15 protein-coding genes and 1 pseudogene are annotated in these 14,843 nt (G+C 72.1%); 7 read left to right on the forward strand and 9 right to left on the reverse strand.

Annotated elements, in window-relative coordinates:
* Positions 1 to 717 precede the first annotated feature (717 nt).
* Positions 718 to 1,683: an anti-sigma factor family protein gene (locus ACIPFH_RS09270; protein ID WP_401824561.1), complete on the reverse strand. Its 966-nt coding sequence runs from the start codon at positions 1,681 to 1,683 to the stop codon at positions 718 to 720.
* Positions 1,680 to 2,396, reverse strand: a complete 717-nt coding sequence (sigE, locus tag ACIPFH_RS09275; RefSeq protein ID WP_359128255.1) for an RNA polymerase sigma factor SigE — start codon at positions 2,394 to 2,396, stop codon at positions 1,680 to 1,682. The genes ACIPFH_RS09270 and sigE overlap by 4 nt, the downstream gene beginning before the upstream one ends.
* A gap of 238 nt (positions 2,397 to 2,634) precedes the next feature.
* Here sigE and ACIPFH_RS09280 point away from each other — a divergent pair, with 238 nt between their 5' ends.
* Positions 2,635 to 3,333 carry an O-methyltransferase gene (locus ACIPFH_RS09280; RefSeq protein ID WP_356248851.1) on the forward strand — a complete coding sequence of 233 codons (699 nt, stop codon included), beginning with the start codon at positions 2,635 to 2,637 and terminating at the stop codon, positions 3,331 to 3,333.
* Between the two features lie 162 nt (positions 3,334 to 3,495).
* Here the strand turns inward: ACIPFH_RS09280 and ACIPFH_RS09285 are convergent, their stop codons facing one another.
* Positions 3,496 to 3,663 carry a DUF3117 domain-containing protein gene (locus ACIPFH_RS09285; RefSeq protein ID WP_003966491.1) on the reverse strand — a complete coding sequence of 56 codons (168 nt, stop codon included), beginning with the start codon at positions 3,661 to 3,663 and terminating at the stop codon, positions 3,496 to 3,498.
* Positions 3,664 to 4,041: 378 nt separating this feature from the next.
* On the opposite strand from ACIPFH_RS09285, the gene ACIPFH_RS09290 reads away from it, so the two are divergent.
* Positions 4,042 to 4,833, forward strand: coding sequence for an enoyl-CoA hydratase/isomerase family protein (locus ACIPFH_RS09290; RefSeq protein WP_401824563.1), 792 nt, complete (start codon positions 4,042 to 4,044; stop codon positions 4,831 to 4,833).
* A 24-nt stretch (positions 4,834 to 4,857) separates the two neighbouring features.
* On the opposite strand, the gene ACIPFH_RS09295 is transcribed toward ACIPFH_RS09290, so the two are convergent.
* Positions 4,858 to 5,442: a DNA-3-methyladenine glycosylase I gene (locus ACIPFH_RS09295; RefSeq protein ID WP_401824564.1), complete on the reverse strand. Its 585-nt coding sequence runs from the start codon at positions 5,440 to 5,442 to the stop codon at positions 4,858 to 4,860.
* The gene (locus ACIPFH_RS09300; protein ID WP_401825121.1) at positions 5,439 to 5,795 is read right to left on the reverse strand and encodes a DivIVA domain-containing protein; all 357 of its coding nucleotides are present in this window, start codon (positions 5,793 to 5,795) and stop codon (positions 5,439 to 5,441) included. Before ACIPFH_RS09300 ends, ACIPFH_RS09295 begins: the two co-directional genes overlap by 4 nt.
* A gap of 130 nt (positions 5,796 to 5,925) precedes the next feature.
* Here ACIPFH_RS09300 and folP point away from each other — a divergent pair, with 130 nt between their 5' ends.
* Positions 5,926 to 6,786 (forward strand): dihydropteroate synthase, encoded by an 861-nt coding sequence (folP, locus tag ACIPFH_RS09305; protein ID WP_356248801.1) that lies wholly within the window; start codon positions 5,926 to 5,928, stop codon positions 6,784 to 6,786.
* A 132-nt stretch (positions 6,787 to 6,918) separates the two neighbouring features.
* On the opposite strand, the gene ACIPFH_RS09310 is transcribed toward folP, so the two are convergent.
* Together ACIPFH_RS09310 and dapE are read right to left on the reverse strand one after the other, a co-directional pair.
* On the reverse strand, positions 6,919 to 7,677 hold the full coding sequence (locus ACIPFH_RS09310) for a TIGR00730 family Rossman fold protein (protein WP_356248799.1): 759 nt from the start codon (positions 7,675 to 7,677) through the stop codon (positions 6,919 to 6,921).
* Between the two features lie 148 nt (positions 7,678 to 7,825).
* Positions 7,826 to 8,905, reverse strand: a complete 1,080-nt coding sequence (gene dapE, locus ACIPFH_RS09315; protein ID WP_401824567.1) for a succinyl-diaminopimelate desuccinylase — start codon at positions 8,903 to 8,905, stop codon at positions 7,826 to 7,828.
* A gap of 94 nt (positions 8,906 to 8,999) precedes the next feature.
* On the opposite strand from dapE, the gene ACIPFH_RS09320 reads away from it, so the two are divergent.
* Positions 9,000 to 10,019, forward strand: a complete 1,020-nt coding sequence (locus tag ACIPFH_RS09320) for a heavy metal transporter (protein ID WP_401824569.1) — start codon at positions 9,000 to 9,002, stop codon at positions 10,017 to 10,019.
* 312 nt (positions 10,020 to 10,331) lie between these two features.
* On the forward strand, positions 10,332 to 10,781 hold the full coding sequence (locus tag ACIPFH_RS09325) for an ATP-binding protein (protein ID WP_401824571.1): 450 nt from the start codon (positions 10,332 to 10,334) through the stop codon (positions 10,779 to 10,781).
* Positions 10,782 to 10,908: 127 nt separating this feature from the next.
* Here ACIPFH_RS09325 and ACIPFH_RS09330 read toward each other — a convergent pair whose 3' ends face one another.
* Both ACIPFH_RS09330 and fdxA read right to left on the reverse strand, forming a co-directional pair.
* Positions 10,909 to 12,006, reverse strand: coding sequence for a bifunctional succinyldiaminopimelate transaminase/glutamate-prephenate aminotransferase (locus tag ACIPFH_RS09330; RefSeq protein WP_356248791.1), 1,098 nt, complete (start codon positions 12,004 to 12,006; stop codon positions 10,909 to 10,911).
* 153 nt (positions 12,007 to 12,159) lie between these two features.
* On the reverse strand, positions 12,160 to 12,480 hold the full coding sequence (gene fdxA, locus ACIPFH_RS09335; protein WP_003973842.1) for a ferredoxin: 321 nt from the start codon (positions 12,478 to 12,480) through the stop codon (positions 12,160 to 12,162).
* 140 nt (positions 12,481 to 12,620) lie between these two features.
* On the opposite strand from fdxA, the pseudogene ACIPFH_RS09340 reads away from it, so the two are divergent.
* A pseudogene (locus ACIPFH_RS09340) lies at positions 12,621 to 13,649 on the forward strand (GNAT family N-acetyltransferase); the annotation flags it as partial.
* 260 nt (positions 13,650 to 13,909) lie between these two features.
* Entirely contained in the window at positions 13,910 to 14,737 is an 828-nt protein-coding gene (locus ACIPFH_RS09345; protein ID WP_401825123.1) for a tetratricopeptide repeat protein, read from the forward strand.
* Positions 14,738 to 14,843 lie beyond the last annotated feature (106 nt).

A 14,843-nucleotide genomic window follows, 5' to 3' on the forward strand; every position in this document is an offset into this window, starting at 1 on the left:
CGCCGTGGGCACCATGGGCGCTGCCGGAACTGTCGGCGCTGTGGGCGCTGTGGGCGCTGTGGGCGCTGCCGCCACTGTCGGCACTGCCGGAGATGTGGGCGCCGTCGTCGCCGTGGGCGGTCTCGGCACCCTCGTCGCCGTGGGCACGGCGGGCCTTGTCGGCGCTCTCGGAGATGTGGGCGTCGTCGTCGCCGTGGGCGGTCTCGGCACCCTCGTCGCCGTGGGCACGGCGGGCCCTGTCGTCGCTCCCAGCGCTGTGAACACCGTCGTTGCCGTGGGCACTGTCGGCGCCATGGGCGCGGGTGCTCGCCGCTTCGGCGTCGGCTTCGGTGCCGTTGGCGGTGTTGCTGGGCGCCGGACGTGAGGGCCGGGCCAGTTCGAAGTCGCCCTCGGCTTCGGTCCCGGCCGACGGCGCACGGCTCGTGGTCTCTTCGGAGGCCGGCTCCGCCGGGGTGTCGTCCACCGCCGGGTCCGCGGGACTCTGTGGCCCCGGGGACGCCTGCGGTCGAGGCCGGCTCCACCACTTCGCCCTCGCGGGCTTCCCCTCGTCCATGCTCTCCCCCACTCGAGCCCCTCACCCCGGGCCGGAGCGCCGAACCGGCGACGGGCACTCCGCCCCCGGCCCCGGCGAACTCCGCCGTCGCGTCCGGCTGCCGGGCCGGGCGCGGTCCTCCCAGGATTCAACCAGGTTCGCGGCGGAGCGGCGCAGGGCCCGCGTCAGCGGGTGCTCTGCGAGGAAGGCGAGGTGGTGGTGGCGGGGACGGGTGCGGCGGGCAGACCCGCCCCGGTGGACGCCGGGGCGGTGGTCAGGGCGGTCAGGGTGATCGGCGGGGTCGTGCCGAGCGGACGTATCAGCGGGGACATCACCGCGGCGCCGACCACCATGGGCGAGGCGAGGCGGTGCAGGGCCTGTTCGACCGGACCGCCGGCCGGTGAGGGCACGCCCGGGAGCAGCGGTGCCGACACCTCGGTCGGGGCGAGCGGGGTGTCGCCGAGCTGGCCGCCCTGGGAGAGCAGGGGGCCGGCGGACCGGCGACGCTGGTTCTCCGGTGTCGTCGCCGAGCCCGTGCCCGGGGTGCGGGCCGGTGTCACGTTGCTCCCGGAGCCCGAGCCCCCGCGGCTGTCCGCGGTGGTGTCGATCGGAGCGACGGTCGTGATGCCGCCCAGCGCGATCGCGGCCAGCGACACGGCGCCGGCGGCGACGAACGCGAACCGCATACCGCGCGACCGCTCCGTGTCATGACGGTCGCCACGGCCGACGGGGTGGATGCGGAAGCCCCGGTCCGAGGCGGGTGACAGGACGGAGCCGTGGTCGTGGGCGGGTACGTAGCCGAACTCGAACGGCTCGTCCCGTCTCGTTCCTCTCACTCCGAAGACTCCGTCGGCGAAGCCTCCCCCGCCCAGCGGCGTACCACCGCCGTCCGGGTCACCTCCTCCGGGGAGCCCCTGGAGGCGGGCCAGGAAACTCTCGGAGGGGGCGGGCGGGGCGACCTCCGCGAAGACGTTCTTCAGCCGGCGCTGCGCGTCGACCTCCGACTTGCACTTGGGGCAGGTCGCCACGTGCGCCAGTACGCGCTCGCGGGTGTCATGACCGAGCTCGCCGTCCACCAGGGCGGAGAGCCGGTCTCCGAGGTGCTGCTCCGCGAGGAGCCTCTCGGCGGCGTTGTGTCGGGATCCACTCACGCGGTCGCGCCCCTTCCTCCTCCCAGAGCGGGAACGCGGGGTACGAAGGAGCGGCGCTCGGCACGGGCTTCGGGTGAGCGGTGCGCGAGGGCCTTGCGCAGCTGCGAACGGCCGCGGTGGATACGCGAGCGGACCGTGCCCAGCTTGACGCCCAGGGTCGCGGCGATCTCCTCGTAGGACAGACCTTCGATGTCGCAGAGGACGACCGCCGCGCGGAACTCCGGCGCGAGCGTGTCGAGGGCCTGCTGGACGTCCGCGTCGAAGTGGGCGTCGTTGAAGATCTGCTGCGGGGTGGGCTCCTTGCTGGGCAGCCGCTCGGCCGCGTCGTCGCCGAGCGCGTCGAAGCGGATGCGCTGCTTGCGGCGCACCATGTCCAGGAAGAGGTTGGTGGTGATGCGGTGCAGCCAGCCCTCGAAGGTGCCCGGGGTGTAGGTCGACAGGGAGCGGAAGACGCGTACGAAGACCTCCTGGGTGAGGTCCTCGGCGTCGTGCTGGTTGCCGGTGAGACGGTAGGCGAGCCGGTAGACCCGGCCGCTGTGCATGCTGACGATCTCCTCCCACGTGGGCGGAGTCCACGCCTGCCCGTCCGCGTCGGTGGAGAAGGTCGCGGTCTGGGCGGGGCCGGCGGCGATGCCGGCGGCCTGGCTGTGGTCAGCAGCGGTGTCGTTCACGGATTTCGGCCTGCCCGCCGACCCGAGAAAGCGCCGCAGCACTCCTCCCCGATCCACAGGCGCGGCCGCACCTCCCCTGTCGGCTCTGGTGGTGATGTCCAGTGGAGCCCCTACCATAGCCACCTCGCCCGTTAGCTCCGGATAAGCGGTTTTACGAGAAATTGATCTGTGCTGACACGGCTCATGCGGCTGCGTCAGCACTTGCTCGGCACGCGGTCCCTCGTCGTGATCCAACCGTGTCCCCCCGTTGTCTTTCCCACCCCTTCAAACGCGCGGTCCCATCTGCGGGTTCCCGGCGGCAACGGATACAGTCACGCCCAGGCAACCACGGGGACAGGAGAGGGTCATTACCGGCAACCGGCAGGCAAGCTGGGCGTTCGCCGACGCCTATGCCGCCGAGGACGAAGCGCTGCACTGGGCCCGTGACCGGGCACGTGAGGCAGGGCTGCGCTCGGTGTCGCCCAGCACGGGCGCAGCCCTGCGGATGCTCGCCGCCACCGTGGACGCGAAGGCGGTCGCGGAGATCGGTACCGGTACCGGTGTCTCCGGGATCCACCTGCTGCACGGGATGCGCCCGGACGGCGTCCTGACGACCGTCGACCCCGAGCCGGAGCACCAACAGTTCGCCCGGCAGGCCTTTCGTGCCTGCGGCTTCGCCAGCAACCGGGCCCGGTTCATCCCCGGCCGCGCCCTGGACGTCCTGCCCCGCCTCGCGGACGCCGGCTACGACCTGGTCTTCTGCGACGGTGACCGGCTGGAGCTCATGGAGTACCTCGCTGAATCGTTGCGCCTGTTGCGTCACGGTGGCCTCGTCGTCTTCGAGGGCGTCTTCGCCAACGGGCGCACGGTCGACTCCGGCCCGCAGCCCACGGAGGTCATAAGAATCCGGGAGCTGCTGCGGGCGGTGCGCGAGAGCCAGGAACTGGTGCCGTCGCTGTTGCCGGTGGGCGACGGACTGCTGTGCGCGGTCAAGCGCTGAGTCCGAGGTCGCGTCGAGGACCTGTCGTACGGGCATCCCGTGGGTGGCCCTTGGGCCTTTCGGGCTAGGCGGCCGCGGCAAACCCCGGGAGTACCCGCAAAACAACCGCTCCGGCACCCAGGAGGATGCCGGAGCGGTTGCAAGAGTAGGGTCGCTCGCGCGTCAGCCGACGACCTTCTTGAGGGCGTCGCCGAGCGCGTCGGCCTCGTCGGGGGTCAGCTCGACGACGAGTCGACCGCCGCCTTCGAGCGGAACGCGCATGACGATGCCCCGCCCCTCCTTGGTCACCTCGAGCGGGCCATCACCCGTTCGCGGCTTCATGGCCGCCATGCTCGTTCCCCTTCCTGAAACCAGCTCATCGCCAAAGCCGACGGCCCGTGGAGGGCAGCCGCGATCCAGCGTGGGACACGCGACACCGGCATCGAACACATTGCTTCCAGGCCATTATCCCGCATCTCAGGACCCGATGACCAACATCAGTCGGCATCGCTTGGGCAACGCGCGCGAGCAAAACCACTCAATTCGGCGATGTGACTGCGATACTGCACCGCCGCACGGACTTCCGCGCACCGGAAACCCTCCCCAATTCTTTGACGCAGGTCACACGTCGGGTCCGGTACTCGGACGGCGATCTCCGACATGCTGTCCTCGTACACCGGACGTACTGACCAGTAGTACGTCGGAGCCGCGACACGGAGGGGAAACGCCATGGCCGACACCGTGCTCTACGAGGTGAGCGACGGGCTCGCGACGATCACGCTGAACCGCCCCGAGGCGATGAACGCGCTGAACGTCGCGGCCAAGGTCGCCCTGCGGGACGCGGTCCAGTCCGCGGCCGCCGACGACGCCGTACGGGCCGTGCTGTTGACCGCCGCCGGCGAGCGGGCGTTCTGCGTGGGACAGGACCTCAAGGAGCACATCGGGCTGTTGGCCGAAGGCTCGCAGCAGGTCATGAGCACGGTCGCGGAGCACTACAACCCGATCGTGCGGGCGTTGACCGAGGCGCCGAAGCCCGTGGTCGCCGCCGTGAACGGGGTCGCCGCCGGAGCGGGCTTCGGTTTCGCGCTGGCCGCGGACTACCGCCTCGTGGCCGACACGGCGTCCTTCAACACCTCGTTCGCGGGGGTGGCGCTCACCGCCGACTCCGGCGTCTCGTGGACGCTGCCCCGGGTGATCGGTCCCGGCCGGGCCGCCGACCTGCTGCTCTTCCCGCGCAGCATCACGGCCAAGGAGGCCTACGAGCTGGGCATCGCCAACCGGATCGTCCCGGCGGACTCGCTGCGCACCGCGGCCGAGCAGCTGGCGCGGATGCTGGCCGAGGGGCCCACGGTGGCGTACGCGGCGCTCAAGGAGGCCGTCGCGTACGGGTTCTCGCACTCGCTCTCCGAGACGCTGGAGAAGGAGGACGAGCTGCAGACCCGGGCGGGGGCGTCGCAGGACCACACGATCGCGGTGCGGGCGTTCGTCGAGAAGGGGACGCCCAAGTACCTGGGCCGGTGAGCCCGGGGGCCCGGCCCCGCGTCCTCAGGCAAGTCTGCTTACGCAGGCTTCCAGGTGATCGTCCACCAGTCCGCACGCCTGCATCAGCGCGTACGCCGTCGTCGGCCCCACGAAGCGCAGGCCGCGCTTCTTCAGGGCCTTCGACAGGGCCGTCGACTCCTCCGTCACGGCCGGGACGTCGGCCAGGGTCTTGGGGACCTGGCGGACCGCAGGGTCGGGGGCGTGCGACCAGATCAGCTCGTCCAGGTCGCCCGGCGCCCAGCCGGCCAGCACGCGCGCGTTGGCGAGGGTGGCGTCGACCTTGGCGCGGTTGCGGATGATGCCCGGGTCGGCGAGGAGCCGTTCGCGGTCCTCGTCCGTGAAGTCGGCGACCGAGGCGATCTCGAAGTCGGCGAAGGCGGTGCGGAAACCGGGGCGGCGGCGCAGGATCGTGATCCAGGACAGGCCGGACTGGAAGGCCTCCAGGCTGAGTCGTTCGAACAGCGCGTCGTCGCCGCGGACGGGGCGGCCCCACTCCTCGTCGTGGTACGTCACGTAGTCCGGCGTGGACAGGGCCCAGGGGCACCGCAGCGCGCCGTCCGCGCCGGCCAGGGCAGTCCCCTCGCTCACTGGTGGTCCTCCGGGGCCGGCTTCTCCATGGAGACGTGGCCCCCGCCGGCCGGGGTCCGGGCGCCAGCCAGGGCGGACTCCAGGTCGGCGATGCGGGCGTCGCGCTCGGCGAGTTCGGCGGCGACGCGGTTGAGGGCGTCGTCCACGTCGGCCATCCGGTAGCCGCGGACGGCCAGCGGGAAGCGGAGGTGGTCGATGTCGGACCGGTCGACCGGGCGGTCCGCGGGCAGCGGGTCGTGCAGCCGCTCGGGGGCGACCTCCGGCAGCGGGCCGGTGCCTTCACCGCCGCCCACCACGGCGAGTGTCACCGCGGCGACCACGACGGCGAGCGCGATGACCAGGAACAAGAACATAACCATCGGTGGGTCCCCACGCTCGGTGTGCTCGGAGTGGATGTGCTTGGGTCCGATCGTGCCATGCGGGTCCGACGGTTAGGGTCGCAGGCGGTGGATGTGCGGAACGTACTAGGAGAGGTCACAGGGCATGCTCAGGCTGGGCAGGCGTGAATTCGGCGCGCACGAGCCGGTGATCATGGCGATCGTGAACCGGACTCCCGACTCCTTCTACGACCAGGGGGCGACCTTCCGCGACGAGCCGGCCCTCGCGCGCGTGGAGCAGGCGGTGGCGGAGGGGGCGGCCATCATCGACATCGGCGGCGTCAAGGCCGGGCCGGGTGAAGAGGTCACGGCGCAGGAGGAGGCCCGGCGGACCGTCGGCTTCGTGGCCGAGGTGCGGCGGCGCTTCCCGGACGTGATCATCAGCGTGGACACCTGGCGGGCCGACGTCGGGGAGGCGGTCTGCGAGGCCGGGGCCGACGTGCTCAACGACGCCTGGGGCGGCGTGGATCCCCGGCTGGCGGAGGTCGCCGCGCGGTACGGGGCCGGGCTGGTGTGCACGCACGCGGGAGGTGCGGAGCCGCGGACGCGTCCGCACCGGGTGACGTACGACGACGTCATGGCCGACATCCTGCGGGTGACCGTGGGGCTGGCGGAGCGGGCGGCGGGACTGGGGGTGCCGAGGGAGTCGATCATGATCGATCCCGGGCACGACTTCGGGAAGAACACCCGGCACAGTCTGGAGGCGACCCGGCGGCTCGGGGAGATGGTCGGGACGGGATGGCCGGTGCTGGTGTCCCTGTCCAACAAGGACTTCGTGGGGGAGACACTGGACCGGCCGGTGAAGGAACGGGTGGTGGGGACCCTGGCGACCACCGCCGTGTCGGCGTGGCTGGGCGCGCAGGTGTACCGGGTGCACGAGGTGGCGGAGACCCGGCAGGTGCTGGACATGGTCGGCGCCATCGCGGGGCATCGGGCGCCGACCGTAGCGCGGCGGGGGCTCGCGTAGGCCGCGGGTGCCGTACCAGGGGGCTGTGCCGTACCAGGGGGCTCTGCCCCCCTGGCCGACCGGTCGGCCCTGAGGCCTCGTCCTCGAACGCCGGACGGGCTGGACTGCCCCGCCCGGCGTCAGGAGGCGCCCCTAGCGGCCCGCCTCCTTCGACACCAGGGCCACCGCCTCTTCCACGTCGTCCGTGACGTGGAAGAGCAGGAGGTCCTTCTCGGAGGCCTTGCCCTGGGCGATCAGGGTGTTCTTCAGCCAGTCGATCAGCCCGCCCCAGTACTCCGTGCCGAAGAGGACGATCGGGAAGCGGGTCACCTTCTGGGTCTGGACGAGGGTGAGGGCCTCGAAGAGTTCGTCCAGGGTGCCGAGGCCGCCGGGCAGGACCACAAAGCCCTGCGCGTACTTCACGAACATCATCTTCCGCACGAAGAAGTAGCGGAAGTTCAGACCGATGTCGACGTACGGGTTGAGGCCCTGCTCGAAGGGGAGCTCGATACCCAGCCCCACCGAGACACCGCCCGCGTCGGACGCCCCCTTGTTGGCCGCCTCCATCGCGCCCGGGCCCCCGCCCGTGATCACGGCCCACCCGGCGTCGACGAGCGCGCTGCCCAGCCGTACGCCCGCCTCGTACTCCGGGGAGCCCACCGGTGTGCGGGCCGATCCGAAGACGCTGATCGCCGGGGGGAGTTCGGCGAGGGTGCCGAAACCCTCGATGAACTCCGACTGGATGCGCAGGACCCGCCAGGGGTCCGTGTGCACCCAGTCCGAGGGTGCCCGTTCGTCCAGCAGCCGCTGGTCCGTCGTGCTCGTCTGCACCTGATCCCGCCTGCGGAGAACCGGTCCCAGGCGCTGTTCGTCCGGTGGCTGCTTCTTGCCCTCGGGGTTCCCTGTGGCCATGGTGAGCTCCCTCCGAGATTGGGTCTCCCCGGCTCGAGCGAAGCCGAGAGCTGGGGAAGGTTGTTCCACCTCAGCGTAGATCTACGCGGGTTACGGACGGGGGACGTCGGCGTGTCCGCCGTGCGGAGCCACCGGTCCGGACGTCCCCTCAGGCGGTGAGCCAGGTCCTCAGCCGCTCCTCGCCCGCCAGGACCTTGGCCGTCTCCACGCGTTCGTCCCGCTTGTGCGCCAAGTGCGGGTTGCCGGGGCCGTAGTTGACCGCGGGGACGCCCAGCGAGGAGAAGCGACTCACGTCCGTCCAGCCGTACTTGGGCATCGGGGTGCCGCCGACCGCCTTGATGAAGGCCGCGGCGGCCGGGTGGGAGAGACCGGGGAGGGCGGCGGGACTGTGGTCGTCGACCACGAACTCCGCCACCCCGCAGTCGGCGAACACCTCACGGACGTGGGCGACGGCCTCCTCCTCGCTCCGGTCCGGCGCGTAGCGGAAGTTGACGGTGACGACGCACTCGTCAGGGATGACGTTGCCCGCCACCCCGCCCGTGATGCCGACCGCGTTGAGGCCCTCCCGGTACTCCAGGCCGTCGATGACGGGGTAGCGCGGCTCGTAGGAGGCCAGCCGGGCGAGGATCGGGGCCGCCGCGTGGATGGCGTTGGACCCCATCCAGCTGCGCGCCGAGTGGGACCGCTCGCCCTTCGCCCTCAGCAGGACCCGCAGGGTGCCCTGGCAGCCGCCCTCCACCTGGCCGTCGGAGGGCTCGAGCAGCACCGCGAAGTCTCCCGCCAGCCACTCCGGACGCTGCTCGGCCACGTGCTTGAGGCCGTTGAGGTCGGCGGCGACCTCCTCGTTGTCGTAGAAGACGAAGGTCAGGTCGCGGTTGGGCGCCGGGACCGTCGCCGCGATGCGCAGCTGGACCGCCACCCCAGACTTCATGTCACAGGTGCCGCAGCCCCACAGGACCCCGTCCTCGTCGAGCCGCGAGGGGACGTTGCCGGCGATCGGAACCGTGTCGATGTGGCCGGCGAGGACCACACGCTCCGCGCGGCCCAGGTTCGTGCGCGCGATCACGTTGTTGCCGTAACGGTCCACCGTCAGGTGGGGCAGCTCGCGCAGGACGGTCTCGATCGCGTCCGCGAGCGGCTTCTCGGTGCCGCTCTCCGAACGGAAGTCGACGAGCCGCGCGGTGAGTGCGGCGGCGTCCAGAGTGAGGTCAAGCGGGGTGTCGGCCATGCCGTCGACCCTAACGCGCCGACTGAGCGTCCAGCTTTTCCGCGCTCAGCGCACGGGCCTCCTACTCCTCAGTACTCTCCAGTACCTTGTACCCGTGCCAGAGCCGTCCCCCTCCCCCAAGCGCCGCGGCCGCCTCCTCCGGTTCGGGGCGGCCTGCATGGTCCTGTCCGGTGTCGCCGGTTATGTCGTGGTGCAGTACGTCACCGGCGGCACGGGGGATCCGGGGTGCAGAGTCATCTCCGGCGGCGGGACCGGGGCGACGTACGAGTTCACGCCGGAGCAGGCGGTGAACGCGGCCACGATCGCCGCCGTCGGCACCGACCGGGCGATGCCCGAGCGGGCCGTGGCGATCGCGCTCGCGACCGCCCTCCAGGAGTCGGGGCTGCGCAACCTCACCCATGGCGACCGGGATTCGCTCGGTCTGTTCCAGCAGCGGCCCTCGCAGGGCTGGGGCACCGAGAAGCAGGTCACGGACCCGGCGTACGCGGCGAACATCTTCTACGAGCACCTCGCGAAGGTCCGCGACTACACCGACCTCCCGCTCACCGTCGCCGCGCAGCGGGTGCAGCGCAGCGGCTACCCGGAGGCGTACGCCAAGCACGAGCCGGACGCCACGGTGCTGGCCGCCGCGTTGACCGGGACGTCGCCGGCCACGCTGACCTGCAACGGCCGCTCGGCCGTCATGACGACGGCCACCGGCCCGGACGCGGTGCGGGCGGCGCTGGTCCGCGACTTCGGGCAGGACGCGCTCCGGCAGGCGGGCGCGGAGGTCCGAACGGAGGACGCTTCGCCTTCTTCCCCGCCCTCGGGCGGCACCGGCACGGACACCGACGCACCGGACGTCGGGAGCGGCGGGCGGACCGTGACGCTGCCCGTGACCCAGGACACCACCGCCGGTGGGCGCAGCGTGAGCGAGCGCGGCTGGCAGCTGGCGCACTGGGCGGTGGCCAACGCCTCGGCGCTGCGCATCGAGCGGGTCTCGTACGCGGGCCGGGAGTGGGTCGCCGGGAACACCGACAGCCGGTGGCGGGCGACCGGCACCAGTACGGAGGCCGCCGGGTCCACAGGGGCCGGCGGCGGCACCGGCAGCGTACGGATCGTCACCGCGCAGTAGTACGGGTCCTCACTCGGTCGGGTCATGTACGGGTCGCTCCGGCGGCCGAGTGCTCAGGTTTTCGCGCCGTCACCCCCGTGACCGGCGAAACCCTTGCGAACAAAGGGCTGCGAGGGTTTGACGGACTTTCACATCGGGCGGTTTTTGCCCGTTTTTATCCGCAGCCGATAATGCGACGCATTGCCAACTCTTTACGTCGGCCGTGCGCAACCTTCGCGGGCTTCGAGCGGTAGTCACTCCGTCCGGGCCCGGACAGACAGACAGTCACAGCAGTCACAGACAGTCCTTGTTCTCTCCCGTCGAAGGAGCATCATGACCCTCCCCCTGACCCGCCGGATCGCCCGTGCCGCGCTGCTCGTCGCAGCAGGAGCGGCCGCCGGGGTCGGTGCGGCCGGCTCCGCCGGCGCGGCCACCGGCCTTCCGGCCGCTCCGAACCTCGGCGGACTGACCGCCCTGGACGCGGCGGGCGTCGGCAACACCGTCGACGGCGCGACGCAGAACGTCACCGGACTCGCGGGTGAGACCGGCGGCAAGGCCGTCAAGCAGGCGGTGCCGGCCGCGGGCAAGACCGGCGGCAAGGCCGTGAAGAAGGCGGCCCCGGCGGCGCAGAAGACGGCCGGCGAGGCGGCGGGCTCCGCCGGGACCCTCCTCGGGGACACCGCGTCGACCGCCACGAAGGGCGGACTGCCGACCGACTCGCTCGCCAAGGGCGGGCTGCCCGGCGCCGAGACCCTGCCGGTGAAGAGCCTGCCGCTCGGCTGACGCGGACGGCCCTCGAGCCGGTGACGGGGTCCAGGGTCTTCCCTGGGCCCCGTCTCGCTGTGTTCGAGCCAGGCGCACGCCCGGGCCGCCCGGGACGCCCAGGGCACCCCGCAGCCCGGTGACCGTCCTAGCGCGCGAGCCTCGCGACGGCCGCCGCGATCCGCTCGTCCGTCGCCGTAAGGGCCACGCGGACGAAGTTCTCGCCCGCCTCGCCGTAGAAGTCGCCCGGCGCCACCAGGATGCCCCGGTCCGCCAGGTGGGCGACGGTGGTCCAGCAGGACTCGTTCCGGGTGGCCCAGAGGTACAGGCTGGCCTCGCTGTGTTCGATGCGGAAGCCGTGGGAGAGCAGCGCCTCGCGCAGCGCGGTACGGCGGGCCGCGTAGCGTTCGCGCTGCTCACGGACGTGGGCGTCGTCACCGAGGGCCGCCACGGCCGCCGCCTGCGTGGTCGCCGACGTCATCATGCCGCCGTGCTTGCGGATCTCCAGCAGCGGTGCCAGGACGGCCGGGTCGCCCGCCAGGAAGGCCGCCCGGTAGCCCGCCAGGTTCGAGCGCTTGGACAACGAGTGCACCGAGACGATGCCTTCGTACGAGCCGCCGTTGACGTCCGGGTGCAGGACCGAGACCGGGTCGGCCTCCCAGCCCAGCTCGAGGTAGCACTCGTCGGAGAAGAGCAGGACGCCGTGCTCGCGGGCCCAGGCCACGATCCGGGTCAGCTCGTCCTTGGAGAGCACCCGGCCCGTGGGGTTGGACGGCGAGTTGAGCCAGAGCAGCTTCAGACCCTCGGGGTCCAGGTCCGTGGGGTCGTCGTAGACCTCGTACGCGGCGCGGGCCAGCCGGGCGCCGACCTCGTAGGTCGGGTAGGCCAGGCGCGGGTGGGCGACCCGGTCGCCGGGGCCGAGGCCCAGCTGGGTGGGGAGCCACGCGACCAGTTCCTTGGAGCCGACGATCGGCAGTACGTGCCGGTGGGTCACGCCACGGGCGCCGAGCCGGCGCTCCACCCAGCCGGTGATCGCGTCGCGCAGTTCGGGCGTGCCCCAGACCGTCGGGTAGCCGGGTGAGTCGGCCGCGTCGATCAGGGCCTTCTGGATCAGCTCGGGGACCGGGTCGACCGGGGTGCCGACGGACAGGTCGACGATGCCGTCCGGGTGGGCGGCGGCCGTCGCCTTGTACGGCGCCAGCTTGTCCCAGGGGAAGGTGGGGAGACGGTCGGAGACTGCGGACACGGCTTCTGGCTCACTTTCTGTACGGCAGCGGGCCCTCCGGCAAACGCCTCGGCCCCGCACGGCGGTCTGAGGTGATCAGGCCGTACGGGACCGGGGCGACGGGGGTCCCCCGGTCCGAACGCGTCCGAGAACTGGGGGAGGGTGCGGGCCGCTCTACTGGTTCTGCGGCGGGAGCGCGGCGACGAAGGGGTGGTCGCGCTCGATCAGACCCAGCTTGCTTGCACCGCCGGGCGAGCCGAGCTCGTCGAAGAACTCGACGTTCGCCTTGTAGTAGTCCTTCCACTCCTCCGGAGTGTCGTCCTCGTAGAAGATCGCCTCGACCGGGCAGACCGGCTCACAGGCACCGCAGTCGACGCATTCGTCCGGGTGGATGTACAAGGACCGCTGGCCCTCGTAGATGCAGTCGACCGGGCACTCCTCGATGCACGCCTTGTCCTTGACGTCGACACAAGGCTGCGCGATGACGTAAGTCACGCTGTCGTTCCTCCTCGGTAGGGCGCCGGCGGGCCTCCTCAGGCTCCGCCGCCTGGCGCGCGGGAGCGCGGCGTCGTCGATGCCCGCCTCTAGTATCTCCGTTCCTGGGCAAGATCCGAACAGGAGGGGTGAACTGACCTGTGGAAATCTCGGCCGCCGGACGCCTCGAGGTCCGCATCACCACTGCTGACGTGGGAAAACGTGTCTCCGTACGATGCTTGGTCGACGGTGGGCCCCCCGGGGGGAAATTCACCGACACGGTCGGTGTTCTCACATCATGGAACGACGATGTGCTGGTGATCACACGGAAGAGCGGGGAGAGCGTCCGCGTTGACGCGTCCTCGCTGGTCGCCGGGAAGGTCGTGCCGGCCGCCCCGGCCCGCCGCCGGGGCCCGTCCGCCGGCTACGAGGAGCTCGCCCAGGTCGCCGCCCGGGCCTGGCCTCCGCAGGAGAGCGCGCGGCTCGGCGGGTGGGAGCTGCGGGCCGCCGCCGGTTTCACTCGCCGGGCCAACTCGGTGCTGCCGCTCGGCGACCCGGGCGTCCCGCTCGACGAGGCCCTGGACGTCGTACGGCGGTGGTACGGCGAGCGTGGGCTGCCCGCCTATGTGCAGACCGCGACGGGAGCCGAGGGCACCCAGGAGCTGCTGTGCGCGGAGCTGGAGCGGCGCGGGTGGGTGCGTGAGGTGACCGCCGAGTTGTGGGTCGGGGCACTGGCGCCCCTTGCCGACCGGGCGGAGCCTGAGGGTGTGGTCCTGGCCAGGGAGGCCGACGAGGCGTGGCTGGCCCGGTATCAGCGGAAGGGGGTGAGCGAGGTGGCCCTGAAGGTGCTGGGAGGGGGGTCCCCCCGCCCGGGCGAAGCCGAGAGTGGCGGCGGGCCGTCGGTGTGGTTCGCGTCCGTGCCCGGGGTGTCCGGCGGGGCTCCCGCCGCCATCGGCAGGTGTGTCGTGGACGGGCGGTGGGCCGGGTTCGCGGCGGTCGAGGTCGATCCGGCGCAGCGGCGGCGGGGGCTGGCCACCGTCGTGATGACCGCGCTCGCCCGGCGGGCGCTGGACGAGGGGGCGTCGGCGGCCTGGCTGCAGGTGGAGGAGGACAACGCCGGGGCACGGGCGCTGTACGCCGGTATGGGCTTCGCCGCGCATCACGCGTACCACCACTATCGAGAGCCGTCGCCGGAAACTCCGGACACTCCGGAAACCTCGCCCGAGTCCGCGTCGGAGCCCCTGCCGGGAGTGGCGCGGGGGGCTTCGCCGGAATCCGCGTCCGAACCCCCACCGGGACTCACGCCAGGAACTTCCCCGAAATCCGCGTCGAAGCCCCCACCGCGACTCACGCCAGGAACTTCCCCGGAATCCGCGTCCGAGCCTTCGTCCGGCCCCTCGCCGGAATCATCGGCGGGGTCCTCGGCGGAGCTTCCGTGAGCGGGTTCGGTATGGGGGAGGCGCGGAGGCGGTTCGCCGAGGAGGCCCGGGCCGAGCGGCCCGATCTGGCGCTGCTGTGCCTGTTGATCGGCGCGCAGCCGGACCCGGAGCTGGACGAGGCCGCGCTGGACGCCGCGCAGATCGAGCTGGACCGGCTGGCCGGACAGCTGCCGTACCGGCCCGGCGGGCCGCGGGCGTGGGCGGAGGCGCTGCGGGAGCTGCTCGGCGAACGGTACGGGTTCCGCGGCTCGGCCGCGGACTACGAGCGGCTGGAGTCCTCGCTGCTGCATCAGGTGCTGGTACGACGGCGGGGCTTGCCGATCCTGCTGTCCGTGGTGTGGGTGGAGGTGGCGCGGCGGGCCGGGGCGCCGGTGTACGGGGTCGCGTTGCCCGGGCACTTCGTGGTGGGGTTCGGACCGCCCGCGGACCTCGGGCGGCAGGTGCTCGTCGATCCCTTCGACGGGGGCCGGATCCTGTCCGGCGAGGACGCGGAGTCGCTGGTCACCGGGGCGACGGGGGCGCGTCTCGAGCCGTCGATGCTGACCCCGGCGGAGCCGTTGGAGGTCGTGATGCGGATCCTGAACAACATCCGCTCGTGGGCCACGGCCCGGCCGGAACGGTCGGATGTCGCCCTGTGGGCCGTGGAGTTGGCGTTGGCCGTGCCCTCGCATCCGGCTCGGTTGCGGTACGAGAAGGGGCAGTTGCTGGTTCAGCGCGGGGACTTCGTCGGCGGGGCGGCCGAACTGGAGGAGTACGCGGGGCTGGTGGAGGTCGTGGACGAGGGGGCCGCCGAGCGGGTGCGCAAGGAGGCGTTCGCCGCGCGGGCCATGTTGAACTGAGGTCCGACGACGAGGTTCCACCAGAGGCTTTCGGGGCGCTGCCCCGGGCCGTCTCCCGGCGGCCTCGGCGCGGCCCTCGGTGGCGAACCGTCGGCGGGAACCCGCC

The sequence above is a fragment of the Streptomyces sp. NPDC088157 genome (genome assembly GCF_044741545.1).
Taxonomy (GTDB): Bacteria; Actinomycetota; Actinomycetes; order Streptomycetales; family Streptomycetaceae; genus Streptomyces.

Bases quoted from the DNA above. Each gene is read 5' to 3' on its own strand.
- ACIPFH_RS09290 (WP_401824563.1), top strand. From the start codon at position 4,042: ATGGCCGACACCGTGCTCTACGAGGTGAGCGACGGGCTCGCGACGATC.
- folP (WP_356248801.1), top strand. From the start codon at position 5,926: ATGCTCAGGCTGGGCAGGCGTGAATTCGGCGCGCACGAGCCGGTGATC.
- ACIPFH_RS09285 (WP_003966491.1), bottom strand. From the start codon at position 3,663: ATGGCGGCCATGAAGCCGCGAACGGGTGATGGCCCGCTCGAGGTGACC.
- ACIPFH_RS09345 (WP_401825123.1), top strand. From the start codon at position 13,910: ATGGGGGAGGCGCGGAGGCGGTTCGCCGAGGAGGCCCGGGCCGAGCGG.
- ACIPFH_RS09310 (WP_356248799.1), bottom strand. From the start codon at position 7,677: ATGGCCACAGGGAACCCCGAGGGCAAGAAGCAGCCACCGGACGAACAG.
- ACIPFH_RS09325 (WP_401824571.1), top strand. From the start codon at position 10,332: ATGACCCTCCCCCTGACCCGCCGGATCGCCCGTGCCGCGCTGCTCGTC.
- ACIPFH_RS09300 (WP_401825121.1), bottom strand. From the start codon at position 5,795: ATGTTCTTGTTCCTGGTCATCGCGCTCGCCGTCGTGGTCGCCGCGGTG.
- dapE (WP_401824567.1), bottom strand. From the start codon at position 8,905: ATGGCCGACACCCCGCTTGACCTCACTCTGGACGCCGCCGCACTCACC.